This is a genomic window from Eisenbergiella sp. OF01-20 (assembly GCF_003478085.1).
GTDB lineage: Bacteria > Bacillota > Clostridia > Lachnospirales > Lachnospiraceae > Eisenbergiella.
In genome coordinates this window covers 13,879-40,849 of sequence record NZ_QUES01000015.1, presented here as the reverse complement: position 1 = coordinate 40,849, position 26,971 = coordinate 13,879, and the positions used below count along the sequence as shown (strand labels likewise).

27 protein-coding genes are annotated in these 26,971 nt (G+C 49.3%); 24 read left to right on the top strand and 3 right to left on the bottom strand.

Annotation, left to right across the window (positions count from 1 at the left end):
- Positions 1-33 precede the first annotated feature (33 nt).
- From epsC to DXA36_RS17435, 19 genes are all read left to right on the top strand, one after another.
- A complete protein-coding gene (epsC, locus tag DXA36_RS17520; RefSeq protein ID WP_118680777.1) occupies positions 34-795 on the top strand; it encodes a serine O-acetyltransferase EpsC in 762 nt (253 codons plus the stop codon).
- A gap of 39 nt (positions 796-834) precedes the next feature.
- A complete protein-coding gene (cysS, locus tag DXA36_RS17515; protein WP_118680776.1) occupies positions 835-2,244 on the top strand; it encodes a cysteine--tRNA ligase in 1,410 nt (469 codons plus the stop codon).
- The gene (locus DXA36_RS17510) at positions 2,229-2,669 is read left to right on the top strand and encodes a Mini-ribonuclease 3 (RefSeq protein ID WP_118680775.1); all 441 of its coding nucleotides are present in this window, start codon (positions 2,229-2,231) and stop codon (positions 2,667-2,669) included. Before cysS ends, DXA36_RS17510 begins: the two co-directional genes overlap by 16 nt.
- A 13-nt stretch (positions 2,670-2,682) precedes the next feature.
- The gene (gene rlmB, locus DXA36_RS17505) at positions 2,683-3,423 is read left to right on the top strand and encodes a 23S rRNA (guanosine(2251)-2'-O)-methyltransferase RlmB (protein WP_118680774.1); all 741 of its coding nucleotides are present in this window, start codon (positions 2,683-2,685) and stop codon (positions 3,421-3,423) included.
- Entirely contained in the window at positions 3,423-5,105 is a 1,683-nt protein-coding gene (locus DXA36_RS17500; RefSeq protein WP_118680773.1) for an SGNH/GDSL hydrolase family protein, read from the top strand. Before rlmB ends, DXA36_RS17500 begins: the two co-directional genes overlap by 1 nt.
- Positions 5,102-5,728 carry an RNA polymerase sporulation sigma factor SigH gene (gene sigH / locus DXA36_RS17495; RefSeq protein ID WP_118680772.1) on the top strand — a complete coding sequence of 209 codons (627 nt, stop codon included), beginning with the start codon at positions 5,102-5,104 and terminating at the stop codon, positions 5,726-5,728. The genes DXA36_RS17500 and sigH overlap by 4 nt, the downstream gene beginning before the upstream one ends.
- A 56-nt stretch (positions 5,729-5,784) precedes the next feature.
- Positions 5,785-7,227 (top strand): alpha/beta hydrolase-fold protein, encoded by a 1,443-nt coding sequence (locus DXA36_RS17490; protein ID WP_118680771.1) that lies wholly within the window; start codon positions 5,785-5,787, stop codon positions 7,225-7,227.
- Between the two features lie 81 nt (positions 7,228-7,308).
- Complete coding sequence (locus DXA36_RS17485) at positions 7,309-7,698, top strand: hypothetical protein (RefSeq protein ID WP_243114678.1); 390 nt, start codon at positions 7,309-7,311, stop codon at positions 7,696-7,698.
- An 8-nt stretch (positions 7,699-7,706) separates the two neighbouring features.
- Positions 7,707-8,606, top strand: a complete 900-nt coding sequence (locus tag DXA36_RS17480) for an acetamidase/formamidase family protein (protein ID WP_118680770.1) — start codon at positions 7,707-7,709, stop codon at positions 8,604-8,606.
- Between the two features lie 136 nt (positions 8,607-8,742).
- On the top strand, positions 8,743-8,985 hold the full coding sequence (locus DXA36_RS17475) for a helix-turn-helix domain-containing protein (protein ID WP_118680769.1): 243 nt from the start codon (positions 8,743-8,745) through the stop codon (positions 8,983-8,985).
- Positions 8,986-9,356: 371 nt separating this feature from the next.
- The gene (locus DXA36_RS17470) at positions 9,357-9,734 is read left to right on the top strand and encodes an ArsR/SmtB family transcription factor (protein WP_118680768.1); all 378 of its coding nucleotides are present in this window, start codon (positions 9,357-9,359) and stop codon (positions 9,732-9,734) included.
- Positions 9,731-11,653, top strand: coding sequence for a heavy metal translocating P-type ATPase (locus DXA36_RS17465; protein ID WP_182479132.1), 1,923 nt, complete (start codon positions 9,731-9,733; stop codon positions 11,651-11,653). Before DXA36_RS17470 ends, DXA36_RS17465 begins: the two co-directional genes overlap by 4 nt.
- A complete protein-coding gene (locus tag DXA36_RS17460; RefSeq protein ID WP_118680767.1) occupies positions 11,650-12,396 on the top strand; it encodes a hypothetical protein in 747 nt (248 codons plus the stop codon). The genes DXA36_RS17465 and DXA36_RS17460 overlap by 4 nt, the downstream gene beginning before the upstream one ends.
- Positions 12,389-12,916, top strand: a complete 528-nt coding sequence (locus DXA36_RS17455) for a cob(I)yrinic acid a,c-diamide adenosyltransferase (RefSeq protein WP_118680854.1) — start codon at positions 12,389-12,391, stop codon at positions 12,914-12,916. Before DXA36_RS17460 ends, DXA36_RS17455 begins: the two co-directional genes overlap by 8 nt.
- A 314-nt stretch (positions 12,917-13,230) precedes the next feature.
- Positions 13,231-14,055 (top strand): pentapeptide repeat-containing protein, encoded by an 825-nt coding sequence (locus DXA36_RS17450; RefSeq protein ID WP_118680766.1) that lies wholly within the window; start codon positions 13,231-13,233, stop codon positions 14,053-14,055.
- Positions 14,056-14,085: 30 nt separating this feature from the next.
- Positions 14,086-14,223 (top strand): hypothetical protein, encoded by a 138-nt coding sequence (locus DXA36_RS33005; RefSeq protein ID WP_182479131.1) that lies wholly within the window; start codon positions 14,086-14,088, stop codon positions 14,221-14,223.
- A 248-nt stretch (positions 14,224-14,471) separates the two neighbouring features.
- Positions 14,472-14,669 (top strand): hypothetical protein, encoded by a 198-nt coding sequence (locus DXA36_RS34045; protein ID WP_330425053.1) that lies wholly within the window; start codon positions 14,472-14,474, stop codon positions 14,667-14,669.
- An 85-nt stretch (positions 14,670-14,754) separates the two neighbouring features.
- Positions 14,755-17,226, top strand: a complete 2,472-nt coding sequence (locus DXA36_RS17440; RefSeq protein ID WP_118680765.1) for a family 20 glycosylhydrolase — start codon at positions 14,755-14,757, stop codon at positions 17,224-17,226.
- Between the two features lie 94 nt (positions 17,227-17,320).
- On the top strand, positions 17,321-18,313 hold the full coding sequence (locus DXA36_RS17435) for a phosphotransferase enzyme family protein (RefSeq protein WP_118680764.1): 993 nt from the start codon (positions 17,321-17,323) through the stop codon (positions 18,311-18,313).
- 279 nt (positions 18,314-18,592) lie between these two features.
- On the opposite strand, the gene DXA36_RS17430 is transcribed toward DXA36_RS17435, so the two are convergent.
- Positions 18,593-19,201: a TetR/AcrR family transcriptional regulator gene (locus tag DXA36_RS17430; protein ID WP_182479130.1), complete on the bottom strand. Its 609-nt coding sequence runs from the start codon at positions 19,199-19,201 to the stop codon at positions 18,593-18,595.
- A gap of 292 nt (positions 19,202-19,493) precedes the next feature.
- On the opposite strand from DXA36_RS17430, the gene DXA36_RS17425 reads away from it, so the two are divergent.
- Positions 19,494-20,609 (top strand): alpha/beta hydrolase, encoded by a 1,116-nt coding sequence (locus DXA36_RS17425; RefSeq protein WP_118680762.1) that lies wholly within the window; start codon positions 19,494-19,496, stop codon positions 20,607-20,609.
- Here the strand turns inward: DXA36_RS17425 and DXA36_RS17420 are convergent.
- Positions 20,588-21,487, bottom strand: a complete 900-nt coding sequence (locus tag DXA36_RS17420; protein WP_118680761.1) for an AraC family transcriptional regulator — start codon at positions 21,485-21,487, stop codon at positions 20,588-20,590. The two genes, DXA36_RS17425 and DXA36_RS17420, sit on opposite strands and share 22 nt — an antisense overlap.
- A 367-nt stretch (positions 21,488-21,854) precedes the next feature.
- Between DXA36_RS17420 and DXA36_RS17415 the strand changes: the two genes are divergently transcribed.
- From DXA36_RS17415 to DXA36_RS17400, 4 genes are all read left to right on the top strand, one after another.
- A complete protein-coding gene (locus DXA36_RS17415) occupies positions 21,855-22,907 on the top strand; it encodes a zinc-dependent alcohol dehydrogenase family protein (protein ID WP_118680760.1) in 1,053 nt (350 codons plus the stop codon).
- A 70-nt stretch (positions 22,908-22,977) separates the two neighbouring features.
- Complete coding sequence (locus DXA36_RS17410; protein WP_118680759.1) at positions 22,978-24,000, top strand: aldo/keto reductase; 1,023 nt, start codon at positions 22,978-22,980, stop codon at positions 23,998-24,000.
- Position 24,001: 1 nt separating this feature from the next.
- On the top strand, positions 24,002-24,442 hold the full coding sequence (locus DXA36_RS17405) for an RbsD/FucU family protein (RefSeq protein ID WP_118680758.1): 441 nt from the start codon (positions 24,002-24,004) through the stop codon (positions 24,440-24,442).
- A 43-nt stretch (positions 24,443-24,485) separates the two neighbouring features.
- Positions 24,486-25,952, top strand: a complete 1,467-nt coding sequence (locus DXA36_RS17400) for an alpha-L-fucosidase (RefSeq protein WP_118680757.1) — start codon at positions 24,486-24,488, stop codon at positions 25,950-25,952.
- A 106-nt stretch (positions 25,953-26,058) separates the two neighbouring features.
- Here DXA36_RS17400 and DXA36_RS17395 read toward each other — a convergent pair whose 3' ends face one another.
- The gene (locus DXA36_RS17395; RefSeq protein ID WP_118680853.1) at positions 26,059-26,841 is read right to left on the bottom strand and encodes a class I SAM-dependent methyltransferase; all 783 of its coding nucleotides are present in this window, start codon (positions 26,839-26,841) and stop codon (positions 26,059-26,061) included.
- Between the last annotated feature and the right edge of the window lie 130 nt (positions 26,842-26,971).

Below are 26,971 nucleotides of genomic sequence, written 5' to 3'. Positions count from 1 at the left end.
ATCTGTCAATCCCATAGGAAAGAAGGAAGAAAAATGGGTATAATCAGAAAATGCAAAGAAGAAATACAGATAATCAGGGAGCGGGATCCTGCCATCCATTCTCCCATGGAGGTATTTCTGTATCCCAGCTTCAAGGCTATGCTCCATTACCGGCTGGCCCACAGGCTGTACCGGTCAGGCCACTTTTTCCTGGCTAGATGGATATCCCAGAGAGGCGTGCGTAAAACAGGGATTGAGATCCACCCCGGCGCGCAAATCGGTAAAGGGTTTTTTATCGATCACGGAAATGGAGTTATTATCGGAGAAACAGCCATAATAGGGGATAACGTAACCCTCTATCAGGGGGTAACGCTGGGAGGAACAGGCAAGGAGCACGGCAAGCGCCACCCAACTGTCGGGGATAACGTAATGATAAGCGCGGGGGCCAAGGTCCTGGGTTCCTTTACCATCGGCGAGAATTCCAAAATCGGGGCGGGAAGCGTGGTACTTGACGAGGTGCCGCCCAACTCCACTGTGGTAGGTGTCCCCGGACGGGTAGTAAAGCGCGGAAACCAGCCCATACCCCGGGATACCATGGATCAGGTGAACCTGCCGGACCCGGTAAAAGAGGATATTTCCAATTTACAGCATGCCAACAGCGAATTAATTAACAGACTGCTTGACCTGGAAGCCCAAGTGCGTTACCTTAAAAGAACAGAAGAAAAAATGTGTGAAGAAGGCGAATGCAGCTTCCGCCGGGAATGCAGCCGGAAGGAACGGTGCCATGAAACCGAAAAGTGCTGTCAGAAGCGGTAAGTCTTCACGAATATAGAGAAAAAGGAGAACCTTAAGAAGATGAAAATCTATAATACCCTCACAAAGAGAAAAGAAGAATTTGTGCCCCTTACGCCCGGCGAGGTTAAGATGTATGTCTGCGGGCCCACCGTGTATAATCTGATCCATATAGGCAATGCCCGCCCGATGATCGTATTCGATACGGTGCGCCGCTATTTTGAATACAAGGGGTTAAAAGTAAATTATGTAAGCAACTTTACCGATGTGGATGACAAAATCATTAAGAAAGCCATCGAGGAGGGTGTGGATTCCTCCGTTATTTCCGAACGCTATATTGCGGAATGCAAAAAGGATATGGAGGCACTCCATGTGAAGCCTGCAACCACCCATCCCCAGGCAACGCAGGAAATCTGCGGTATGCTGGAAATGATAGGGAAGCTGATCGAGGACGGCCATGCTTATGCGGCGGCGGACGGAACCGTATATTTCCGCGTGAGGAGCTTTAAGGAATACGGAAAGCTTTCCCACAAAAACCTGGATGATCTGGAAGGCGGCAAGCGCTCCCTTCTGGTATCCGGAGAGGATCAGAAGGAAGACCCGCTGGATTTTGTCCTCTGGAAGCCTAAAAAAGACGGCGAACCCTATTGGGAATCCCCCTGGTGCAACGGACGTCCCGGCTGGCATATTGAATGCTCCGTTATGAGCAGGAAATATCTGGGGGAAGAAATCGATATCCATGCGGGCGGGGAGGATCTGGTATTCCCCCATCATGAAAACGAAATTGCCCAGTCGGAGGCAGCTAACGGCAAACCCTTCGCCAGATACTGGATGCATAATGCCTTCCTGAACATTGATAATAAGAAAATGAGCAAGTCGGCCGGAAACTTTTTTACCGTGCGTGATATTGTGGCGAAATACGATCCCCAGGTAGTCCGTTTCTTCATGCTTTCCGCCCATTACAGAAGCCCTCTGAACTTCAGCGATGAGCTGATGGAAGCGGCAAAGAACGGCCTGGACAGGATCTGCACCGCCGCAGACAACCTGAATTTCCTTCTGGAGAAAGCGCAGGCCGGTCAGATGACTTTGGAAGAAAAGGCGCTTCTGGAGGAAGCGGCAGGTTTTGCCGCCAAGTTTGATGAAGCGATGGAGGATGATTTTAACACTGCCGATGCCATTGCCGCTATTTTTGAACTGGTCAAATTCGCCAATACCAATAGCGGTGCGGAGAATACGGCAGCCTATCTCAAGGCGCTTCTGGATGAAATCAAGGAGCTTTCCGATGTATGCGGGCTGATCGTGGAGAAAAAAGAAGAAATGCTGGATGAGGCCATAGAAGCCTTAATCGCCGAACGGCAGGCCGCCAGAAAAGAAAAGAACTTTGCCAGGGCGGATGAAATCAGGGATGAGCTGCTGGCAAAGGGCATTATCCTGGAGGACACCCGCGAAGGAGTGAAATGGAAGAGAGCATGAACCTGCTGGAGCAGATAAAAAGAGAATTCGGGTTGGGGGAAGTAGATCTGAGAACCTACTCCCCCTTGACTCTTGCCTTTGTGGGAGACTGCATTTATGATCTGATCATACGGACAGTGGTGGTGGAACGCCACAATGCCTCTCCCAACCGGCTTCATAAGGAAAAAAGCCGTCTGGCCAAAGCCCAGACCCAGGCCCTGATGGGAGAAGCGATCCAGGGTTTTCTCACTCCCCAGGAGCAGGCCGTATACCGGAGAGGCAGGAATGCCAAATCCTATACCACGGCCAAGAACGCCACTGTGGGAGATTACAGGAAGGCCACCGGCCTGGAAGCCCTGTACGGCTATCTTTATCTGGACGGCCGTATGGACAGGCTTATGGAGCTGCTGAAGCTGTCCCTGCAGGAACTGGATATCCATCTATAAAAAAGGAGCTGCTATGAGATACGAACAACTGACAATAGAAGGGCGCAATGCGGTAATCGAGGCATTCCGTTCCGGAAAAACCATCGACAGGGTTTTCATCCTGGACAACTGCCAGGACGGACCCATCATGACCATTAAGAGGGAAGCTAAAAAGACGGACTGCCTCATCAAATTTGTGTCCAGGGAACGGCTGGATCAGATGTCCGAAACCGGAAAACACCAGGGGGTTATTGCCTATGCGGCAGCTTATGAGTATGCGCAGGTGGATGATATCCTGAAGCTGGCAGAGGAAAAGCAGGAACCTCCGTTTCTGCTATTGCTGGATAATATAGAAGACCCCCACAATCTTGGCGCGATTATCCGTACTGCCAATCTGGCGGGTGCCCACGGCGTGATTATTCCTAAAAACCGGGCGGCAGGCCTTACGGCCACTGTGGCCCGTACCTCCGCAGGCGCATTGAATTATACACCCGTCGCCAAAGTTACCAATCTGGTTAAGACTATGGAGGAACTGAAAAAGAAAGGGATGTGGTTTGTCTGTGCGGACATGGACGGAACCAGAATGTATGATCTGAACCTTACAGGCCCCATAGGCCTGGTAATCGGAAATGAAGGAGAGGGCGTGGGACGCCTGGTGAAAGAAAACTGTGACTTTATCGCAGCGATACCCATGAAAGGAAATATCGATTCCCTGAACGCTTCTGTGGCAGCAGGAGTACTGGCATATGAAATCGTAAGACAGCGTCAATTATAATGAAAAAATATAACTTTCTAAAAATAACGGGATGCGGTCTGCTGGCTGTATTCCTGTTATCGCTGGCGGCAGCCTGTTCACCCGGGAAAGAACAAGAGCCTTCCGACGTCCCTGCCGTCCAGGCGGACAGCGATGAGGTTCAGAATGTTGGATCCGTGCAGCAGTCCGGCACAACGCAGGACGGTGCGCCCGCAGCGGAAACAGAAGAGAATTTCATTTATTCCGGAGAACAAGACGGAGAGGAAGAGGCTTCCGGCGTGTCCCAAAATACAGGGGATGAAAGCCACATATCCGGTAATCAGCTGTTGGACAGCCAGGTGAGCGGCTATTCGGTGAGCGGTAACGAGGTATCCGGAAACGGGGTATCGGAAGATGATATTCCCGGAGAACAGGAAAGATCGGCGGTATCCGGCAATAAAATTCCCGCCAGGCAGCTGCTTCGGCCCTGCGGCGATGTTTCAGGCAATACCCTGTCGGGCAATTCGGTTTCCGGTAACGCAGTTTCGGGCAATACCGTATCAGGCAGCAGTATTTCCGGCAATGATGCATCTGCCGGGGAGGAAACAAACGGGGAAGACCGGAGCGATGAACCGGGCGGCGGAAAGTCTGACCGTGACGGATCGGATAAAGAGCCATCCGGCAGCGGAAAGTCTGACCAGGAGAAACCGGATAAAGAGTCATCCGGCAGCCGCGGAGCCGACCGCGACGTATCCGGGAATGAGGCGGGCCATGGCATATCCGCCAATGATGAATCCGGTAACGGCCTTTCCGGTGACGGCATATCCGGCAATGATATTTCCGGTAACACCACATCCGGCAATACCGTATCCGGCAGTGATATCGTGCTCCGGAAAGGGAAAAACGAGTCCAGGCTGCCGGATCCCTTCGGAAAGAAGCAGTATACCCTGGAGCAGCGTCAGGAGGTGCGCAGTTCCCATACGGAAACGCTTCTGGTGAGCGAACAGGATAAAAGAACTATATCTGAAAATAACATTGATTTCTCCGATATCAAAATCACTTGTCTGGGAGACAGCATTACCCAGGCGGTAAATCTGGACAGTATAGAGAATTATCAGGAACTGGCATATCCCCACGTACTTCAGGAAGCCCTGGATGCCAGTCACGTATATAACTTAGGGATAGGCGGATCCTCTATAGGAAGGTACTGGGCCGATGCTTTTGTGGACCGATATCAGGATATCCCTGAGGACAGTGATATCATCCTGGTGATGGGAGGGACCAATGACGGCTTTTGTGCCAGCCTTGTGGAGTTCGGGAACTCTGCAGAGAGGAAAAAACGTACCTTCTGGGGAGATCTGGACGAACTCATGGATGGCCTTATAGAAGATTATCCGCATGCCGAAGTAATTTTTATGACACCATTGCCCAACAGTCTCCAGGATTATCTGAAAACCCAGCATCCGTACCTGATTTCCCAGGATAAATTTGCGGAAGTTACCAAAGAGCTTGCCCGGGAGCATGGGATGGAAGTGATTGATTTGTATAATTCCAATATTCTGGACGGCCATGACAAAGATAACGTGCTGCATTTTATGCCGGACGGCGTCCACCCCAATGCGGATGGCTATGAGATTCTGGGTGAGCATGTGGCGGCGGATTTAATCCGTATCCTGCAGGCAAGAGAGCAGGACAGGCAGCAGAAAGGAATGGATTCCCAATGAAAGAATCTTATGGGGAATACAGCGATGAGGAGCTGATCGTACTTCTCAGAGACGGAGAAAACGATATCACCGATTATATTATGGAAAAATATAAAGGTATGGTAAAGACAAAAGCCAAATCCATGTACCTTCTCGGCGGAGACAGCAACGATCTGATTCAGGAGGGTATGATAGGGCTGTTCAAGGCTATCCGGGATTATGACAGCGGCAGGGATGCCAGCTTCAGCACCTTTGCGGATTTGTGCGTCTCCCGCCAGATGTATACGGCGGTGCAGGCATCCTCCCGGAAAAAGCACATGCCCCTGAATACCTATATCTCTCTGTATGGGGGGAACGGCGGCCAGGACAGTGAAGGAAATGAAGAAACCAGCCTGATGAATGCCATACCTGCGGCCCTGGAGTTGAGTCCCGAGGAGCTGTTTATTGACCGGGAAAATGTGGAGGTGCTGGAGCAGGCCATTGAAAAGGAATTAAGTACCTTTGAAAAACAGGTCCTGGATCTTTATATCACCGGTATGAGCTACAACCAGATCGCCAGAGTCCTGGGAAAGGACGGCAAAAGTACGGATAATGCCCTGCAGAGAATAAAGAGCAAGCTCCGAAAAGCGATTGCAGGAGATTAGAGTGTCTGTACAGACGCGCTCTTACGCGGGAAACGTGCGGAAGGAAGGGACAACGGATGAAAGAAAATGAGAGGGAAAAGGAAAAAGGTATGATTAAACTGAACTTTGCAGGAATCGGGTCCAGGGAGGAAATGTACCGGTATCTGCAGGGAAAGCTGAATCTTCCGGAGTCAAAAGGAGATAATCTGGATAATATTTATGCCATGCTGTCGGAGGCTTCCGGAAAAATACATATTATTGTGGAGGGTCTTGCTAAAAGCCGGAAGCGTCTGGGAAGTAATCTGGATGGCGTGCTGAAAACGCTGCGGGATGCGGAGGCTGTAACGGAAAATCTCACGATTGAGGTAAGAGAGCAGATAGAAGCGGGAAAGGAATGGATGGACAATCCTGCCGTGGTGGAGCAGTCCTGCGCATACAGCAGGCCGGTGATGGTGGAAACGGACGAAAAGCCGGTCTCTCACAATTCCCAGGAGGGGCTTATGTACCGGGCGGAAGGAAGGCCCTATATCCGGCTTCGCTATCCCAATGCCATGAATGTACAGCTGCAGATCGGGGATATCATGTATCCTTTCCTGGAAACGGAAAAGGATGTGTGGACAGTGGATCTGCCTCTGGATGCCGGTTTTTATTATGTGCATCTGTATGTGGACAATTGTCTGGCCCTCAGTCCTTTTCTTCCTGTCGGATATGGGTTTGCAAGGCCTGTGAACTACATTGAAATCGGGCCGGTACCGGAGTTTTTCCAGATGAAGGATGTGCCCCACGGAGATATCCGGCATGAATATTATAACTCCGCCGTGACGGGAAGGACGGAAACCTGCATCGTTTATGTACCACCGGGCTATGAAGAAAACAGGGATCCTTATCCGGTCCTTTATCTGCAGCACGGCTTCGGGGAAAATGAACGGGGCTGGGTTTGGCAGGGAAAGGTGAACCATATTATGGACAATCTTCTTGCCAGGGAAAAGGCGGTTCCTATGCTCATTGTCATGGCAAACGGCATGGTAATGGATGAAACGGCGGAAGGAGAATCTATCCTGCGGCATAATCTGTTCCCGGAGGAGCTGGTGGAGGATATCATTCCTTTTATAGAAAAGAAATACCGGGTAAAGGCGGGACGGGAATTTCGTGCTATGGCCGGCCTTTCCATGGGATCCATGCAGACCAGCGTAACTGTCTGCAGCCATCCGGAGCTGTTTGCCTGGGAAGGGCTTTTCAGCGGTTTCATGCATAATTTTATGGGTAATAATCCGGATAACAGTTTTCTGGCTGTCATGAAGGAAGAACGTTTTCAGAAAGAGCAGCGTCTGTTTTTCCGCGGGATGGGCAGGCAGGATGAATTTTGGGAACAATTTGCAGAGGATGATGTATTCTGTGAGGAAAACAAAATACCCTGTGTCCGGAAGGAATACGAAGGCGGCCATGACTGGAATGTCTGGCGGCAGTGTATCAGGGACTTCCTTCCCATGCTTTTTCAGGAAAAGAAACCATTGCCGTAACCGGGCAGGTCCGGAACCGTTACCCGTTGGCATAACCAATACCGCTGATGCGGTACCCGCAGGAAAGAAAACAGGTTACATATGGAAGAAATGAACGCAACAGAACGTGAAGCGGCAATCAAAGCGGTCAGGGAATGCCGCTCGGAGGAAGCTCTGGGGACAGCCCTGTGGAATGTGGTGGAGCTTTATGCCGGCAGTACTTTTTATACCAGCAAAAAGCTGCCCTTTACCTACCGGGTAAAGGGCAGGGAGCTTTTTTGTGACAGGAAGGAAAAATCCATTACCCAGGCTACGGTGCTGCGGGCATACAGGAAAATACGGGAAGCGCAGAAGGCGGGGGAGCCTATCCGCGGACCCAAAAAGCTGAGTATGTTCGGCGCACCTTATATATGGGGAATCCTGAAAGGGACCGGGCTTGCAGGGGAAGATGCGGAAACCGCAGAGAAAACGGAACCGGCCGGAAAGGAATAGGGACAGCCATGCTGTACATCAGCAGAGAACATGTGCATGACAGACTCGATAAGGAAATTGCCCCCGCCGCCGTCTGCGACAGCGGGGACACGGTGGTTTTCCAGACCAGGGACTGCTATGATGACAGCGTCACCTGTGAAGAGAGACCTCTGGGAGACCGCAGGGATACCCTGGAAAATCCGGCGACCGGACCTTTGTATATCCGCGGCGCCCTTCCGGGGGATATCCTGAAGGTGGAGATTCTTACAATAAACCTGCGCAGCTGGGGAGCCATGTGCTCCTCCTTTTCCTATGGTGCCTTTGCCGGCAGGTTCCCGGAGCCGAAAGCAGCAATCTTTGCTATCAACGGCGATCAAATACGGTTTGATGAAAAACTGACACTGGACTGCTGTCCCATGATAGGCGTGATTGGCACCGCTCCAGGCGGAGAAGGGATCGACACGGCAACACCCGGCGGCCACGGCGGCAATATGGACTGCCGGAAAATAGGGGAAGGTACGGCGCTTTATCTGCCGGTAGCGGTGCAGGGGGCACTTCTGTCCCTTGGCGATCTTCATGCGCTGATGGGGGACGGGGAGGTGTTTATCTGCGGCCTTGAGACAGCCGGGGAAGTGACGGTCCGGGTGCATGTCCTGAAGAACTGCCGCCTGCCCGTTCCCTTTTTGCTGACGGCAGATAAAGTAATGACCATCCAGTCCGCCCCCACGACGGATGAAGCAGGCAGAAAAGCCGTTTTGCGCATGGAGGCGTTTGTGAGGGAAGCCGCCGGAATCAGTGAGCTGAAATCCGGAATGCTCATGTCCCTTGCCGCAGACATGAGCATATGCCAGATTGTGGATCCCAAAATGACCGTACGTGTGGAATTTCCGAGGAAAATACTGGCGCAGTACGGGTGGGAAGCAATATAAAAAAGTACACGAAATAAAGTAACTTTACGGCCTTGTTCGGGAATAAATACATAAATTAACAAAATTACTACCATATATGGGTGCAATTTTGGAAAAAAATGAGATAAAATGTATTTATAAGCAGAGGAGGCCGGCTATGTCAGAGCAGGAAAAGTTAGCGAACCGTATTAAGGCCCTTTGTAAGAAAAAGGATATATCTTATTATACTTTATCCTACCGTTCTGCAGTTCCTATGACGACACTGATGCATATTATTGATGGTTCCACACAGAATCCGGGAATTTTTACGATCTGCAAATTATGCGGCGGGCTTAGTATTTCGCTGAAAGATTTTTTTGATTCCCCTGAATTTCTGGAGATAGAAGTGGGTGAGGAGTAGTCCTTGCCGGTATCTTTTTATTGCTTTCTTCCAATTTTTGGTTGATTATACCCTTCATAAAGATGGCCGCCCTTGTGCTTGGGGCGGTCATTCTTTTTTTGCCGCAGACAGCGGAAGGCAGAGTGTATCCGTTTGGCGACTGCCGCCATGTGCAGACAGAATTTAATAAAAATAGAAAAAGTACTTGCTTTTTTTTGTGTGTCTGCATATAATAGCATTAAACATATGAATGATTGTTCATATGTTTAAATGTAAATAAAGGTAACGGTCAATTCCCGCCGACGCAGGCACTGCCTATCCAAGTCTGCGGAAAGGAGACGTAATCGTTCAGACTTGCCTGAACGATTATATAAAAATGGAGGTTTTATTTTATGAAGAGAACCCATGAACACGCCGAAAGCTGTGAATATATTCACGTGCATGAGGATATTGTGGAAAAGGTAAACGCCAGGATGCCGGCAGAGGATGACCTGGATGATCTGGCCGATTTTTTTAAGATTTTCGGAGATACTACAAGGATTAAGATGCTGTATGTGCTGCTTTGTTCGGAAATGTGCGTCTGTGATCTGGCGCAGATACTGAACATGACACAATCGGCAATTTCCCATCAGCTGCGCGTTTTGAAACAGATGGATTTGGTGAAGAGCAGGAGAGAAGGGAAAACCATTTTTTATTCCCTTGCCGACGGACATATTACTACCATTCTGAGCCAGGGACTTGATCATATACAGGAGGAGGAATCAAAATGACAAGGAAAATTAAGAAAAGAATGCAGCGAATTCTTATCGGCGCCGCTTTTTTTGCGGCAGCCGTATTACTTGAAAAATTGGTGCCGGGGCTGCCCTGGTATGTATTGCTTGCCGCATTTCTGGTTTCCTATGTGATAATCGGCGGAGATGTGGTAAAGAGGGCGGTTGGCAACATCGGGAAGGGGCAGGTATTTGATGAAAATTTCCTGATGACAATTGCCACGGTAGGTGCCTTTTTTGTGGGGGATTATCCCGAAGCGGTGGTGGTTATGCTTTTTTACCAGGTGGGAGAGTTGTTCCAGACCTATGCGGTAAACCGTTCCCGAAAAAATATCACGGAGCTGATGGATATCCGGCCTGATTTTGCCAATGTGCGCAGGAATGGTGCGGAAGAAGAGGTGGATCCGGATGAAGTGGCGGTGGGAGAACTCATCGTTGTGAAGCCGGGAGAGAGAATCCCCCTTGACGGGGTTATTATAAAAGGAAATTCCAGTCTGGATACCATGGCGCTGACCGGGGAAAGCGTGCCCAGGGAGGTACTCTGCGGGGAAGAGGTAATCAGCGGCTGTATCAACCTTACGGGTGTCCTGGAAGTGGAGGTCACCAAACCTTTCGGGGAATCCACAGTTTCCAAAATCCTGGATCTGGTGGAAAATGCCAGCAGCAAAAAAGCGGAAGCGGAGAACTTTATCACAAAATTTGCCAGATACTATACCCCTATCGTCGTGCTCTGCGCGGCGGCGCTGGCTGTTATTCCGCCCCTGTTCCTGGGCGGCTGGTCCGACTGGATTTACAGAGGCCTGACCTTCCTTGTGGTGTCCTGTCCCTGCGCTGTGGTGATCAGCGTGCCGTTAAGCTTTTTCGGCGGCCTGGGCGGGGCCAGCAAGGCGGGGGTGCTGGTAAAAGGAAGCAATTATCTGGAGGCTCTTGCAGAAACGGAAATTGTTGTTATGGATAAGACCGGCACGCTGACGAAAGGAACCTTTAAGGTGAAGGAAGTCAAACCGGCCATGGAGGAAAACAAGCAGAATGTTTTATCGGAAGTAATTACCCGGGATAAACTGCTGGAAATTACCGCTTATGCGGAAAGCTATTCCAACCATCCCATTTCCCTATCCATACAGAAGGCATACGGCAGAGAGCTGGATAAAAGCAGGCTGGAAAGTACCGAAGAACTGGCCGGCCACGGTGTCCATGCGGTGATTGACGGGGACGATATCTATGCAGGAAATGAAAAATTAATGCAGCAGCAGAAAATAAGCTTTACCAATGCGGCTCAGATTGGTACAATTGTGCATGTAGCCAGAAATAACCAGTATCTGGGATATATACTGATTGCGGATGAAATCAAGGAAGACGCCGCCGCATGCATCAGCGGGCTGAAGGCAGAGGGTGTAAAACGGGTTATCATGCTTACCGGAGACCGCAGGGAAACAGCGGATTATGTGGCTTCCCAAATCGGTCTGACGGAGGTGCACTCCGAGCTCCTGCCCGGAGATAAGGTGGATGAGGTGGAAAAAATCATCGGATCCAAGTCACCTAAGGGTAAGCTTGTCTTTGTGGGAGACGGCATCAATGATGCGCCCGTTCTTGCCAGGGCGGATATCGGAATCGCCATGGGAGGGCTGGGAAGCGACGCGGCTATCGAAGCGGCAGACGTGGTTATTATGACCGATGAGCCTTCCAAAATCGCCGCAGCCATGAAAATATCCAGAAAGACGCTGGGCATTGTGAAACAGAATATTGTCTTTGCCCTGGGAGTAAAGATTCTGGTATTGATTTTAGCCGCTGTCGGAATCGCCAATATGTGGCTGGCCGTATTTGCCGATGTGGGAGTGGCGGTCCTTGCTATCCTGAATGCAATGCGTGCCCTGCGGGTAAAGGGGATTGACTGCGTAAACGAGAAAGACGCAAGATGAATAAAATACAGCTGCATATAAGCTTATCAAAGGAAGAATTAAAAACAGCATTGAGTCGGTATCACTATGAGGATGCCGACTTTCTGCTGTTTTCCCAGGTTTACGAAAAGATTATGGAACAGGCGGCGCCGGCAGGAATGTATGCGTTTGCAGCCGGAGGGATGCGGTGCCAGGATGCCGTAAAAAAAGGATCGGTAACGGCGGAAGAAGGAGAGGAAAGAAGCTTGCCGGTGATTGTGAGCCTGGGAAGCTGGCCGGATCGCCTTCAGGAGGAGTACGCCCTCCGGGGGATGCTTACGGAAAGCTTTATGGCGGAATGTATCTGTTCGGAGCTGCTGCTGAAGGCCTATGAGGATATGAACGGAAAAATACGGGAAAAATACGGATGGCGGGTAAAGAAAATGCTCTTTCCCGGAGGCGAACTGCCCCTGGAAGCCATGGAGGAAATCTTCGGGAGCATCGGGCAGGAAGAGGTCCGTTATAACAGATATTATGTGCTGACTCCGAAAAAGAGCGTGGCTTACCAGGCGGTCCTCACCCGGAAGGAAGGAGAGGCCTGTGCCGGTATCTGTGTGTCCTGCCCCCGTACGGACTGTCCCAACAGACGGGCGGAGGAAGAAAAGTATCGCCGCAGGGAAGCGCTTTGGCCGGATATATCGGGTATGGCTCTGCCTTATGGGTATCAGCGGATTTTTCACAGAAATGCAGCAGCACAGGAAGAAAGGCGGGAAAAAAATGAATAAAGGCTTACTACATTTATATACGGGAGAAGGAAAAGGAAAAACCACAGCCGCCATGGGGCTGGCCCTGCGCGCGGCGGGTGCGGGGAAAAAGGTGCTAATCCTGCAGTTTATGAAGGGACGGGATACCGGGGAGCTGCACAGCCTTTCCCACATACCTGAAATACGAATTCTGCGCAGTGAAAAGGATTATGGTTTTTATTCCTCCATGACACAGGAGGATAAAGATGCGCTTGCCGGAATCCATAACCGTCTGCTGGACGAAGCGGTGAGCCTGGCATATGCAGGGGAAGTTGAGCTTCTTATTATGGATGAAGTCACTTATCCGGTAAATTGGAAACTGCTGGATGTGGATAAGCTTAAAGCTTTTCTGAAAGAAAAGCCGGAAGGGCTGGAGATTGTCTGCACAGGCCGGGATGCGGCGGATTTTCTTGCGGACGCAGCCGATTATATTACGGAAATGAAGTGCATAAGACATCCGTTCGAGAAAGGGATTCCGGCGCGGAAGGGCGTGGAGTTCTGACCGGTCGCGGATGCTATAAAAAATAGTGTCGGTTTTCGTTTGTACGATAGGTTTCATGTAAAGACAACGAAGCTGGAAAGTCTGATGAATAGGGCATTTCACTACTCTTTTCAGCTTGTAGTGTGAAATGTTTGTGGGTCATGATCTAACTCAAATCCCGCCCTGATTTCATAAAAACTTGAGGTACGATATAAGAATAGATGAAACAACTTGACAGATTCGACATTAAAAATTAGAGTATAACAAACAAGAATATTCGCATTTGGCGGATAATGTGTACTCGACAAATAGGAAGTTGCAGGGGCAAAAAATAGATGATGATACATGAAAGAAATGATAAAATATGGGAATATATGAAGTCGGATTGTTCAAAATGTTCAGGATTGTGTTGTACTGCTCTGTTTTTTTCAAAAATTGATGGGTTTCCAAAAGATAAAGTATCAGGGCAACCATGCACAAATTTATTAAAAGATTACCGATGTAAAATACATTCGCAACTTGAAAAGCAGAAAATGAAAGGTTGCATTGGTTATGACTGCTTCGGTGCCGGACAACAGGTGACGCAAGTTATTTATCAAGGTCAGACTTGGAATGATATACCAAACCAATCAACAGAAATTTTTGATGTTTTTATAATTATATTTCAGCTTTATCAAATTAGATATTATTTGATAGAAGCAACGTCGCTTATTTCAGCACAACCATTAGAAAAATCCATTCATTCTTTGATTGAGGAAAATATAAAAATGTGCCATTGTTGCCCTAATAGTATCTTATCTTTAGATTTAGAGCAATACAGACTCAGATCGAATTATATTTTAAAACACGTGTGTAAGTTGCTTCAGCAAAGTATTCACAGTGAATATAAAAAAATTCCTGCCAATTTTCTTGGAAGCAATTTCAAAGGGCAGGACATGAGTGGAGCAGACTTAAGCACAAAACTTTTAATAGCCACAAATTTTGAAAAGAGCGTATTTAATGGAACAATTTTTTTGGGAGCTGACACAAGAGATACTAACTTTAAAGATGCGGATTTAAGTGAAGCTGTATTTTTGACGCAAGGACAAGTTAATTCTGCAAAAGGAAATCGTAATACAAAATTACCCTATCATTTGGAGTATCCATCTACATGGAAATAAAGAACAAATTTGAATTTACAGAGGTAAAGTATGAATATCAAAGAGATGATAGACGTTAATTTTAAAGGAAATGTATATAGCGTTCAAGATGATAAGGTACTATGTGAAAGTTCAACTGGGTTTGCGGATTTGGCGAATGAGGAAGAATATAAATTGATGATACTTTAGGAAAACTTCTTGCTATTGATTTACATAGCATTGATGTAACAGTAGAACAATTATTGAATCATACTTCGGGAGTTCCTGATTATTTTGATCAATCTGTTCTGAATGAATATGAAGAATTATGGGCAGATTATCCTAATTTTAAAATAAGGCACAACAGCGATTTGCTGCCGTTATTCATTAACAAGCCAATGATGTATCCCAAGGGCGAATAATTTCAATAGAATAACTCAGGTTTTGTATTACTTGCTATGATAATTGAAAAAGTGACAGGGATGTATTTTGGCCAATCCCTTAAAGCAAATCTTTTTGATGTATGTGATATGAAGTCAACTGGTTATTATGAATTAGATAGACTACCAGCAAATGTGCCAATACCTATTTATATTGTGCTGATACAAATGATTTCTGCACAAAGCTTATTTTATGCGGCTTTGCCGGCTTCCTAATAAGAAGCTATGAGATGATTTAAGCCTTTTTTTCGGCTTCAAGCATTAAAAAATAATAGAAAATGAATGATAAAAAGGAATTTGTATGAAACGATTTTTTAAGGTAGGCACAGGTGTTTTGCTGGTATTCCTCTTTCTGCTGGCGGCCTTTGGACTGCGGGGGGATGACCTGACAAAAGCGGAAGAAGGAACGGGGGAAACCCATGGATTTTACCGGGAAAATCTCGCCCGGCTGTCCGGGGTCCGGGTGACGGCAGACAGTGTGGAAAAGGAAAGCTTTGCTCCGTCCCTGGCGGCAGATGGGAAGGAAGACGGCGCGAGCCGCTGGTCCAGTGCCAATGAACCGGGACAGCCGGAGCATTGGCTGATGGTGGAGTTCCCGGAGGAGAGAACCGTCACTTTTGTCAGGCTTTCCTGGGAACGGCTGAATGTGCAGGGGTTTGTGCTGGAGGCTTCCCGGGATGGGGAAAACTGGATAGAGACAGGCGCGTGGGAAGGGGTACCGGAAGCGAATGTCCAGAGTGTTGTTCTGGAAAACGGGGTAAGCGGACGTTTTTTCCGGATCCGGACCACCGCTGTTTCCACGACGGAGGAAAATCAGTATCTTTATTACCAGAACGTTTCGCTGCTGGAAATGGAGCTGTATGAAGAAGTGCCCCTGGTTTACGCGCTGGAGATCCCGGAAATAGAAGTGATGGAGGACGGGAGGCGTTTCCTTCCGCTTCCCCGGGTACCGGAGGGGTATGAGATTGCGCTTCTGGGAGCGGATTATGAGGAAATTATAGGCGACGACGGAACGGTCTATCCGACTGTGGAAGAAAAAAATGTGACAGTGGGATACCGGGTATCCCGGGAGGGGCTGTATGAGGATTCTCCGGCATATACGGTGACGGTTCCTCCGGCTGCGGACCGGGAAGAAGAACAGACGCATCCGGCGGGAGAGGAAGAAGAACAGACGCATCCGGCGGGAGAGGAAGAAGAACAGACGCATCCGGCGGGAGAGGAAGAAGAACAGACGCATCCGGCGGGAGAGGAAGAAGAACAGACGCATCCGGCGGGAGCGGAAAAAGAACAGACGGAGCCGGCCGGAGAGGAAGAGGAACAGGCCGCCTCAGCCGGAGCAGAAGCCGTGCCTGCGGACAAAGAGGTGAATTCCCGGCCGGAGATTACCCCAGCCCTTACGGAGTGGAAAGGGAAAAAAGGCTTTTTTACAGTAGAAAATTCCGGCCGTCTGGTTCTGCAGAGCGGCAGGGAAGAGGAACTGACGGAAGCGGCGGAAGAATGGAAAGACATTTGGAACTCTCTGGCAGGCGGTGAGTTACCGGTGGTTTCGGGAACGGAGGATGCCCTGGAAAAAGGGGATATTTACCTGGGTTTTGCCGACAGCTCCATGGGGCTTAGGGAGGAAGGCTACTGGTGTGATATCAGCAGGGAAAGCATTCGGCTGAAGGCGGAAAAAGAGCAGGGGCTGCTATGGGGAACCGGGACGCTGAAGCAGCTGTTGCTAAAGGTCCAAGAAGGGGCACAGGGAATACCCTGCGGGGTGATCCGGGACTATCCGCGCTATGCGGTGCGCGGCTTTGCCATTGATATCGGCAGAAGGATGGTATCCATGGATACTCTGAAGCAGATCGTGCTGTATATGAGTGATAACAAGATGAATAACCTGGGGATTCATCTGAATGATAACGAAATCCTGGCTACCAGCGGGAAAAATGACACGATAGCAAATGCCTTCACCGCTTATGCCGGCTTCCGGCTGGAATCGGATACCAGGAATAAAAAGGGGGAAGGGATTACTTCGCTGGACGGGGCGCTGACTAAGGAAGAATGGAAGGCGTTTACCAGGTGGGCACAGGGAAAAGGAGTACAGGTGATTCCGGAAATCGATACGCCGGCCCACAGCCTTTCCATTACACGGGTATTTCCGGAATATGCGCTGGCGGATGAACCTGATAACGTGGATCACCTGGATCTGAGTAAAAAGGGAACGCTGGAACTGGTACAGACTATCTGGAAGGAATATCTGGAAGGGGAGGATCCTGTTTTCCCCGAAGAAGGGGTAGTGCATATCGGACTGGATGAGTATTACGGAAGCGGAGAGGATTTGCGGAAGTTTGCCAATGAAATGATTGCCATGGTACAGGAGAGCGGGCGTTCGGTGCGTCTCTGGGGAAGCCTGAGCCGTGCGGACGGAAAAACAAAGGTGGTTTCCGATAAGGTGCAGATGCAGATCTGGAGCACCGAATGGGCGGATCCGGAGGATATGTATGAAGCCGGCTTTTCTATTATCAATTCCCTGAACAGCAACCTTTATATCATTCCGGGAGGCGGCTATGACCGGTTGGATACACAGGCGCTGCAGCAGTGGGAACCCAACCGGTTCAGCACAGGCGCCCGGGCGGAGGTGCTGCCGGCCTATTCGCCCCGAATGGCAGGGGCCGTCTACTGCCTGTGGAACGATACGATAGGCAGCCTGGACGTAGGTATTACGGAGGAAGGTATGCTGGAACGCTTCCTGGAACCGCTGCCTCTGCTTTCAGAGAAGCTTTGGTAAAGGCTTCCGGCAATTATGGAAAGATGGATACGGCGGATTAAGAGGCGGGCCGCAGGAAATATAGGACAGATGACGGCACAATAAGGAAAATGCGATGATGACAGACTATTTAACGGGGCTGGCCGCTGACGTTTATGGATTTGATAAGGATACGTGCCGGTTTCTTACTTATGGACGTGAGAAAAACAAGCAAATGTATACGTTTGAGAAAGATCACAGACCGTACATTCTGCGGATCGTGGAAAACGCTGCCGGCAGCAGCGGCCAGACAAAAGCAGAGATGGACTGGCTTCTGTATTTGTCCCAAAAAGGCGTAAACGTGCCCTCCCCTCTGAAAACGGAAAAAGGAGAACTTGCCTTCTCGGCAGATGAGAAGGGGGTGTCCCGGATAATCTCCGCTTTTCGCAGGATGGATGGCCGCTGCTGGGACAAGAATAATCCCCGGCTGTGGAATAAAAAAGTATTTTATAACTGGGGGAAGGCCGTGGGTGACATGCACCGTGTTACAAGAGACTATGCGCCCGCAGTGGGTATGGAGAAACGGCCCGTGTTTCCGATACGCAGTATGATAAGCGAAAAAATAAAATCCTTTCCTTCGGTGAATGTAATTGCTGAAAATTTACTTGCCGAAATAGAAGCGCTGCCAAGAGACAAAGACTCCTATGGATTGATACATAATGATTTGCACCCTGGTAATTTTCTGATCGACGGGGAGCGCATTCATCTTGTCGATTTTGATGACTGCATGTATTCCTGGTATGCGTTCGATATCGGCAACGCCTTGTATCTCGCGTTATGGATGGGACGGAACAATGAGGCAGGGAGCGATTTTACAAACGAGATTATAGCGGGCTTTCTCAAGGGCTACCTGTCGGGGAATCCCATGAACGATTTCTGGTTATCCAAAATCCCGCTGTTTATGACGGCCTGCAAAATCGCGCTGTTCAGTTTGGGGTGTGATTGTGAAAACCCCAACAATGCAGATGCCGATAAGAAGCAAAAAGAACGGATGCACAATATAGAAAACCATATTTTATTTACAGGATGCGAGGTAGACGATTCGCTGTTTACGAATCGGATCCCCTGAAAGTGACAGGACATCGGATCCCCGCGGCGGCCGGGCGGACAATAGAACCATCGGCTCCAATAGAACTTTTCGTCGGCCGATTACATCGTTCCGCGATGAGCCGGCTGCTTGCTGCCGCTGCGTTATCTTACGTTCTGCGCAGTAAATGTGCAGAGCTGCCTGAAAGATGCAGCCCCCATCTGCAACCCTCATTTACTGCTAAAAAAGGATGCTTCTGTTGAGCGTCCTTTTTTAGATGAAAAAAAATAAACATAATTCTTTCTTCACGAAATCGGGTATCTATAGATCAAAGGAAAAGTGGAGAATCAGTTCGATAAAATATTGCATATAAACTTCCTTTTGTTGTTTGTTATCCACTTTAAGAATATCTTTGGCTACTTTGTCGGTAATTACGTATACCATTCTTGCCTTGATATGGAAATCTTCTTGTTTATCCGGGTATCGGTTTCTTAAAAACGTTTCCATAATGGCAGTCAAATCTTCTTCGGTCCCGGAAAGTATGGATTGTATCCGGGGATTTTCTTTTGCAATGACGATGGAATCTTCAAAGAATTTTTTAGTGTCCGCAGCCCGGCTGAGCAGTTGTCTTAGATAAGAGGAAAGAAAGTCCTTATAAGCAGACCGGCTTTCCAGTGCCGTAAGCTGGTCCGTTAATTCTTGCATGGCTCTGCAGGAATCCGCGGTATACTCCCTTAACAGGGCGCAATAGATTTCTCCCTTATCCTGATAATAGTTATAAAAATTGCCGATGGAGATTCCGGCATAACGTGTTATTTCCTTTGTATTCGTGTTATAGTATCCTTTTTCTACAAAAAGTTTATAGGCGGCATGTAAAAGCTTTTTGCGGCTTTCAATCGTCCGTTGCTGTGTTTTTCTTTCCGCTCCCATGTAAATCCTCCTGTCCCCGGTTGGAGTAGCAGAGAGTATTTGAACATTCATTCCCGCAGGAAGTATGCCACGTAAATCGTGACGCACATCTTGCAGAAGGCAATTTTCAAATACACTTGCGTTTAGAATAGCATAAATAGCTGAAAAAGTGAACTTTAATTCAGAATATCTTGACGGCGGTCCGGATTTAGGGTATGGTTAAACTGAACTTGAGTTCAGTTTTAGAATACAAACCATATAGGGAAGGGGTGTTACGATGCGCGGCGCACCATATAGAAAGGGTAAAAAGAAGATGTGGAGTATTTTTATTGGGCTTATTGTATGTATAGGAATTACCGTATGTATCATACTTCCGCCTGGTTATGGAAAACCAAAACTGTTCCGAAACGAGAACGGCGATGTGGCAGAGGGAAGTATTTCAGAAAAGATCCTTGTAGATATCAACAACACATCTCTGGGTATGTTTATCCTGGGAAAAGACATCAGCAAACCAGTTCTGCTGTTTCTCGGAGGCGGTCCCGGGATTCCGGCGTATTTATTAGAAACACAATATCCCTCCGGCATGGAAAAGGAATTTGTCGTTTGCTATCTGGAATACCGGGGAACTTCGCTTTCTTACCATCCCGGTATTCAGCCGGAAACGATAACGACAGAACAGTATATTGAGGATGCTGTAGGAGCGGCCAACTACCTGCGGGAAAGGTTTGGGCAGGATAAAATTTATTTGTTGGGACATTCTTTTGGAACCTATATCGGCATAGTAACCGCGTCAAGGCATCCTGAACTTTTTCACGCTTATATTGGAATGTCGCAGATTACCGACCAGGAAAAATCAGAGAAATTAGCGTATAGCTATATGCTGAAGCAGTATCGGTTATCCGGAAATATAAAAATGGTCAGTGAGTTGGAAAACTATCCGATTCTAAATGACGACAGCGCTTATAAAAGCTATTTCAATTCCCCGCTGCGTGATACCGCAATGCACCGGCTGGGAGTGGGAACCATGCACAACATGAATTCTGTAATTACGGGGCTGTTTTTTCCGAGTCTGCGCTGTCCGGTATATACGCCATTTGAGCGTATCAATATCTGGCGCGGAAAAGCCTTTACCAAGACCACCCCTGTTGTTACAGATGCAGCTGGTTTTAATGCCTTTCTCGAAGTACCGGCATTAGAAATCCCTGTTTATTTTCTTGCCGGAATCGATGATTATACATGCTGCTATTCTCTGCAAAAACAATATTATGAACAGATACAGGCGCCGGTTAAAGCCTTTTATACCTTTTACCATTCGGCCCATAGCCCCCTTTTTGAGGAACCGGAAAAAGCCGGTCGGATCTTACGGGAGGATGTACTTACCGGCAATAGCTATCATTCAGACACAGCCTACGGCAGCGGGAAGCTGTGATAGGCGCCTTCCTTCCGGTACTGCCTGGGGCTGATCTGGTAATAGTTTTTAAAAGCCGAAGAAAAGTGTTCAATGGAAGAATAACCGAGGGCTTCGGCCACAGAGGTTATGCTCCGGCTGCTGTCCGTCAGAAGGATGGCGGCGGCGGACATGCGGGCCTCCGTTTTTTTCTGGAGAAAGGTTTTTCCGTAATGCTTCTGAAGAAGCCGTTCTGTCTGCCTGGTGCCAAGACCCAGTTTGCCGGCAAGCTCCTCCAGGGACAGGTTCTGGTATTCATAAAGGAAATAATCTTCTATAATTACCGCGGTTTTATCGGTGGTAATCAGGGATCCGGACGGTGCGCCGGATCCTTTTTTCTCTTCAAAATTGCGAACCAGACGGATGAGGAGCTGACGCAGAAGGGATTCCACCTGGAGCTGGTAACCGGTATCGCGGTTTTCCAGCTCTGCGAACAAATCCTCCACCAAAGGGGATACATTCCGGGTATCCTGGCCGAACCAGAACGGGGTCCTCTCCAGGAGGGAGAGGATCTGCCCGGCGCTGTCCGCCTCCGCGCCGGACAGGGGCTGGGAACGGCGTTTTTTTTCCGCTTTCAGATAAATACAGAATTCACACATGGGATCCTCCAGATGGGGCGTTTGGGCATGCTCCACATGGGGGCCGGTGACATAAAGAGTGCCGGGCTGGATATCATAAAACCGGCCGTTGATTCGGGCGCGGCCATAACCTTTGGGGACATAATGGATTTCATAGCTCCCGCTGCCGTGGCTGTGGCTGGGAACGGTGCGCAGGAATTTTTCATAGATAATATTGAGGGCCTGGAACCGGGTGTCACCGATGGTAAAACGGATATCCAGATCGCTGAAGTTTGTTCGCATAATTCGGATCCTTTCCGGAGAGGGAGGGCTTTTTGGAAGCCGCGGGCTTTTATCCTTACTGTAGCGCGTACCTTCCCGTAAGTCAAGGCTTTCCCGGATTCGGACGGGAAGGGGACAAGGGGATGGAAGAGGAACGGCAGTTTTTTAGGGAAATGAAAAACCTGCGCTGATGCGACACAAAAAAAGGAAAGTTGTCAAATCCCTGTCTAATACTTTTTTCAGGAAGCTTTTATAATGAAGTTATCCGTTAAAAATATTTCTGCCTGTGCGGTTACGGACTGCCCCGGCGGAGATTAGGAACTATTTTTGTAACTGTGAAGCTGCGGAACAGTTAGTATTTATCTGTGTTAAAGAAAGGGGTACGACAATGGAAAAAATGAGAATGAGAGGGGCGACACTGCCCGGCAACAGTACGGTGGAAATGAAGGATTTTGAGATTCCCAAACCCGGCCACGGACAGGTGCTGCTCCAGACGAAAGCAACCACCATCTGCGGCAGCGATATCCGCTGTATTTACAGGGAGCATGTGGGAAAAGGGCCGGAAGGCTATATCCCCGGCATGGTGGCAGGACATGAGCCGTGCGGTGTGATCGTGGAAGAGGGCGAAGGGCTGAAACGCTTTAAAAAAGGGGACAGGGTTATTGTGTACCATATTTCCGGATGCGGTGTCTGCAATGACTGCCGGAGAGGCTATTACATATCCTGCAAGAGCCGCTTCCGTCAGGCCTATGGATGGCAGAGGAACGGCGGAATGGCTCCTTACATCCTTGCGGAGGAAAAGGATCTGATCGCGCTGCCCGACGAACTGACCTATAAGGACGGGGCACAGGTTGCCTGCGGCTTCGGTACGGTCTATGAAGCGATTGAAAAAATAGGCATCTGCGGAAATGACGCCGTGCTGGTTACCGGACTGGGACCGGTGGGCCTGGCCGCCCTTATGCTTGCCAAAGCCATGGGAGCCAACATGCTTATCGGTGTGGAAATGAACGATTACCGTATCGGCCTTGCCAAAGAGCTGGGGCTGGTGGATTATGTATTCAAACCGGATGAAGCCATGGAAGGTATTATGAAGGTGACGAACGGAAACGGTGTGGAACGCTCCATTGACGCCAGCGCCAGCGATCCGGGAAGACAGCTTGCCATCCGTGCCACAAGGGAATGGGGCAAGATTGCATTCGTGGGTGAAGGGGGAACCTGTAACTTTACGCCCAGCCCGGACATCATTCATGGACAGAAAACGATTTACGGCTCCTGGGTAACCTCCCTGTGGAGAATGGAAGAACTGGTGGAACGTCTGGTGCGCTGGGGAATCCATCCCGAGGATCTGATTACCGACGAATTCCCCATAGAAAAAGCAGGGGAAGCTTATGCACTGATGGCAGGAGGAAACTGCGGCAAGGTAGCTGTGGTGTTTGACTGACAGCAGGCCGGAAAACTTGGAAAACAAGAGGTAACTGTGCGCCCGTACGGCAGTTACGACAGGAGGAAGTATGTCGGAAGTTATAGAACAGAATAAAATCCCCCGCAGGGCTCTCTATACCGGAGAGACGATCCCGGCGGTGGGGCTTGGAACCTTCGGTTCCGATAAATACGGCCCGGAACAGGTGTCCGAGGCGGTATACGGCAGCATAAAAGCAGGCTATCGTCTGATAGACTGCGCCGCCGTATACCAGAATGAGGATCGCATCGGTGAGGTGCTTAAGCGTGTGCTGGACGAGGGGATTGTGGAGCGCAAGGAGCTTTTTGTCACCTCCAAAGTCTGGAATGACAGGCACGGAGAAGGGCAGGTGCTGGATGCCTGCCGGAAAAGCCTTCAGGATCTGCAGCTGACCTATATTGACCTTTACTTTGTGCACTGGCCTTTTCCCAATTACCATGCGCCGGGCTGCGACGGGGATTCCCGCAATCCGGATTCCAAACCGTTTTCGACGGAAGAATTCATGTCTGTCTGGAGACAGTGCGAGCAGCTGGTGGAGGAAGGGAAGGTCAGATATATCGGTATGTCCAATATGACGGTACCTAAGCTGAAAGCGGTGCTGCCTCTGTGCAAAATCAGGCCGGCGGCATTGGAAATGGAGCTTCATCCCGGTTTCCAGCAGCCCGGACTGTTTGACTATGCCGTTTCCCAGAACATCCAGCCGATAGGCTATTGCCCCATCGGTTCTCCCTCCCGCCCGGAAAGGGACAGGACAGCGGAGGATGTGGCGGATACCCAGATGCCGGAAATCGTGGCGATTGCGGAAAAACACAACATCCATCCGGCGCTTGTCTGCCTGAAATGGGCGGCCCAGAGAGGGCAGATCCCCATCCCGTTTTCCGTTAAGGAGCCTCAATATGTCAGCAATTTGAAATGCGTTACGGAGGATCCCCTGACAGCGGAGGAAATGGAAACGATCCGCAAAGCGGATAAAAACTGCAGGCTGATAAAGGGACAGGTATTCCTCTGGCCGGGAGCCGGGGACTGGGAAGACCTGTGGGATATAACCGGTGAAATAACCGGCGGAGGAAAGTGATATGTTAAAAGGAATTCCTAAAATTTTATCGCCCCAGCTTCTGAAGGTTTTGTGTGAAATGGGGCACAGTGACCGTATTGTGATTGCGGACGGGAATTTCCCGTCGGAATCTATGGGAAAGGACGCTGTGGTAATCCGGATGGACGGACACGGCGTGCCGGAAATCCTGGATGCCGTCCTGCAGGTATTCCCTCTGGATTCCTATGTGGAAAAGCCTTTCAGCCTCATGGAGGTTATGCCGGGGGACGATGTGGAAACGCCCATCTGGGACACCTATCAGGAAATCGAAGAAAAATATGAGGCCCGGGGAAAGGATGCCATCGGGCATATCGAACGGTTTGCTTTTTATGAAGAAGCTAAGAAAGCCTATGCCATAATTGCCACCGGTGAAACGGCCCTGTACGCCAATGTGATGCTGCAGAAGGGCGTGGTAACGGATTGATGCTGCAGGCTTACGCCAATCTGAGGATGGAGGACAAGCGAAAATGAAGAATTATCTGGAGCAGATAGAAAATGTGATTGCCGGCGGAACCTATAAGGATGACTGGGATTCCCTCAGCGCCCATCCTCTTCCGGACTGGTTCCGGGATGAGAAATTCGGGATTTTCATCCATTGGGGTCCTTACAGCGTCCCCGCCTTCGGCAGCGAGTGGTATCCCCGGAATATGTATATCCAGGGTTCCCCTGAATTTGAGCACCATGTGAAAACCTACGGCCCTCATAAAGACTTTGGATATAAGGATTTTATCCCTATGTTCAGGGCGGAAAAATTTGATGCGGCCAAATGGGCGGATCTGTTTGAAAAAGCGGGAGCCAGATATGTGGTGCCGGTAGCCGAACATCACGACGGCTTTCAGATGTACCGGAGTGATATCTCCCACTGGAACGCCTATGAACAGGGGCCGAAGCGGGATACGCTGGGTGAGCTGTGTGTCGAATTCGCCAAAAGAGGAATAGTGAACGGCGCTTCCTCCCACCGGGCGGAGCACTGGTTTTTCCTGGGACACGGGAAAGAATTTGACAGCGATGTGAAGGAACCTCTGGTTCGGGGGGATATCTACTGGCCCTCCATGCCGGAAGCGGATCATCATGATATCTACAGCAAACCGGAGCCTGCGGAAGAATATCTGCAGGACTGGCTGGTGAGGACCTGTGAGATCATCGATCGCTACCGGCCCCGTCTGCTGTATTTTGACTGGTGGATCCAGCACAGCTCTTTTAAGCCCTATCTGAAAAAGCTGGCCGCCTATTATTACAACCGGGCGGAGGAATGGGGCGAACAGGTCCTCATCAATTACAAGCACGATGCGTTTATGTTCGGCACAGCGGTGGTGGACATTGAAAGAGGGCAGTTTGCGGACGTAAAGCCCTACTACTGGCAGACGGATACCGCGGTTGCCCTGAATTCCTGGTGCTATACGGAAAACAATACGTACAGGCCGGCCTGTGATATCATCTGTGACCTGGTGGATATCGTGAGCAAGAACGGAAACCTGCTGCTGAATATCGGTCCGAAAGCCGACGGCACCATTCCGGCGGAGGATGAAGCGATCCTTCTGGAAATCGGGGAATGGCTCAGGGTAAACGGAGAGGCCATCTATGGTTCCCATGTATGGAGAAAATACGGGGAAGGCCCCACCCAGGTAGTGGAAGGCCAGTTTTCCGACGGCATCAAGAAGGAATTTACCTCCGACGATATCCGTTATACCATGAACGGCGGCAATCTGTATGCCATTGTCATGAAACGCAGTGAAAACGGGGAATATACCTTCCCGGCGCTGGGGGAACAAGATGCATCCAGCAAGCCGAACTTCCATGGGATCATTAACAAGGTGGAGGTGCTGGGTTTTGACGGAGAATGCTGCTGTACCAGAGATGAAAAAGGCCTTCATGTGAAGACGGCAGGCGTGAAGGGCGATAAGCCGGTGGTGTTCCGGATTGCCCTGGATTAATCTATGCAGAGAGGCAGACGGTGTCCGGGGAGTATCCCGGAAACCGTGTTATAAAAACGGGAAAGGCCGGGCGGACAGCCCGGCCTTTCCTATCAGGAAGCTGTAGTTACGGTTTCCTTGCCAATTGCAAATCTATGGTGTCATAAATCGTAATCCGCCCGCCGAAAGTATTTATAACAGATTCTATTTCATAAAAGAATCTGCTTCTTGTTTTTTCTTCAATGGCGATATGGTCTGAGTAAGTGCCCAGCAGTTCTATATACTCTTTCGAAGTGAAAGTCCTTGTTCTATGGTATAACTTATAGGAGATGTCTGTAAATCCGTATTTTTCAGCAAGATCCGCACGGGCGGATGCATCCTGCTCACTATATTCATGGGGGGCAAGGGCCTTGGGCATATATACACCGTAAATCTTTTGAAGCGCTTCGTGCAGACCTTCTCTGCCTTTATCTTTGTAAGGATGATTGGCAAAACGGGCAAATACCCCGCCGCTTTTTAATAAATCGAAAACTTTCCGGTATCCGGTTTCTTCCGGTATCCAGTGAAAAGCGGATGCCGAAAACAGTAAGTCATAGGAATTGCTTTCAAAACAGGAATCCTCGAATTTACCCACAACTATTGAAAAATTTGGATAGTCTTTAAATTTCTCACAACAAACGCTTGCCAGGTTTTCCCCATATTCCACAGCAGTTAAGCTACAGCCCGTCTTTAGGAAGGGCAGGGTTGCCTGTCCGCCTCCGATACCGATTTCCATTACATTGCTGGCTTCGTCAATAGCCGCCAATTGGAATATATCATCATACAGCGCAGGGACATAACCCGGACGCATTTTTTCGTATCTTTCTGCCTGCGTATTAAAAGTCCATTCCAGTCCATTTGTAAAAGGCATATCCAATCCCCCAACCCCTTCTAATATGATTCATTTCTAACAGGTACCGTGTAAATTTCAGATAAAATATTGTACCATATATCCTGTGTGTTTTCCACTTCATTCCTGCGCCTTTTCATTCACGCTATTC

Bases quoted from the DNA above. Each gene is read 5' to 3' on its own strand.
- epsC (WP_118680777.1), top strand. From the start codon at position 34: ATGGGTATAATCAGAAAATGCAAAGAAGAAATACAGATAATCAGGGAG.
- cysS (WP_118680776.1), top strand. From the start codon at position 835: ATGAAAATCTATAATACCCTCACAAAGAGAAAAGAAGAATTTGTGCCC.
- DXA36_RS17510 (WP_118680775.1), top strand. From the start codon at position 2,229: ATGGAAGAGAGCATGAACCTGCTGGAGCAGATAAAAAGAGAATTCGGG.
- rlmB (WP_118680774.1), top strand. From the start codon at position 2,683: ATGAGATACGAACAACTGACAATAGAAGGGCGCAATGCGGTAATCGAG.
- DXA36_RS17500 (WP_118680773.1), top strand. From the start codon at position 3,423: ATGAAAAAATATAACTTTCTAAAAATAACGGGATGCGGTCTGCTGGCT.
- sigH (WP_118680772.1), top strand. From the start codon at position 5,102: ATGAAAGAATCTTATGGGGAATACAGCGATGAGGAGCTGATCGTACTT.
- DXA36_RS17490 (WP_118680771.1), top strand. From the start codon at position 5,785: ATGAAAGAAAATGAGAGGGAAAAGGAAAAAGGTATGATTAAACTGAAC.
- DXA36_RS17485 (WP_243114678.1), top strand. From the start codon at position 7,309: ATGGAAGAAATGAACGCAACAGAACGTGAAGCGGCAATCAAAGCGGTC.
- DXA36_RS17480 (WP_118680770.1), top strand. From the start codon at position 7,707: ATGCTGTACATCAGCAGAGAACATGTGCATGACAGACTCGATAAGGAA.
- DXA36_RS17475 (WP_118680769.1), top strand. From the start codon at position 8,743: ATGTCAGAGCAGGAAAAGTTAGCGAACCGTATTAAGGCCCTTTGTAAG.
- DXA36_RS17470 (WP_118680768.1), top strand. From the start codon at position 9,357: ATGAAGAGAACCCATGAACACGCCGAAAGCTGTGAATATATTCACGTG.
- DXA36_RS17465 (WP_182479132.1), top strand. From the start codon at position 9,731: ATGACAAGGAAAATTAAGAAAAGAATGCAGCGAATTCTTATCGGCGCC.
- DXA36_RS17460 (WP_118680767.1), top strand. From the start codon at position 11,650: ATGAATAAAATACAGCTGCATATAAGCTTATCAAAGGAAGAATTAAAA.
- DXA36_RS17455 (WP_118680854.1), top strand. From the start codon at position 12,389: ATGAATAAAGGCTTACTACATTTATATACGGGAGAAGGAAAAGGAAAA.
- DXA36_RS17450 (WP_118680766.1), top strand. From the start codon at position 13,231: ATGATGATACATGAAAGAAATGATAAAATATGGGAATATATGAAGTCG.
- DXA36_RS33005 (WP_182479131.1), top strand. From the start codon at position 14,086: ATGAATATCAAAGAGATGATAGACGTTAATTTTAAAGGAAATGTATAT.
- DXA36_RS34045 (WP_330425053.1), top strand. From the start codon at position 14,472: ATGATAATTGAAAAAGTGACAGGGATGTATTTTGGCCAATCCCTTAAA.
- DXA36_RS17440 (WP_118680765.1), top strand. From the start codon at position 14,755: ATGAAACGATTTTTTAAGGTAGGCACAGGTGTTTTGCTGGTATTCCTC.
- DXA36_RS17435 (WP_118680764.1), top strand. From the start codon at position 17,321: ATGATGACAGACTATTTAACGGGGCTGGCCGCTGACGTTTATGGATTT.
- DXA36_RS17430 (WP_182479130.1), bottom strand. From the start codon at position 19,201: ATGGGAGCGGAAAGAAAAACACAGCAACGGACGATTGAAAGCCGCAAA.
- DXA36_RS17425 (WP_118680762.1), top strand. From the start codon at position 19,494: ATGTGGAGTATTTTTATTGGGCTTATTGTATGTATAGGAATTACCGTA.
- DXA36_RS17420 (WP_118680761.1), bottom strand. From the start codon at position 21,487: ATGCGAACAAACTTCAGCGATCTGGATATCCGTTTTACCATCGGTGAC.
- DXA36_RS17415 (WP_118680760.1), top strand. From the start codon at position 21,855: ATGGAAAAAATGAGAATGAGAGGGGCGACACTGCCCGGCAACAGTACG.
- DXA36_RS17410 (WP_118680759.1), top strand. From the start codon at position 22,978: ATGTCGGAAGTTATAGAACAGAATAAAATCCCCCGCAGGGCTCTCTAT.
- DXA36_RS17405 (WP_118680758.1), top strand. From the start codon at position 24,002: ATGTTAAAAGGAATTCCTAAAATTTTATCGCCCCAGCTTCTGAAGGTT.
- DXA36_RS17400 (WP_118680757.1), top strand. From the start codon at position 24,486: ATGAAGAATTATCTGGAGCAGATAGAAAATGTGATTGCCGGCGGAACC.
- DXA36_RS17395 (WP_118680853.1), bottom strand. From the start codon at position 26,841: ATGCCTTTTACAAATGGACTGGAATGGACTTTTAATACGCAGGCAGAA.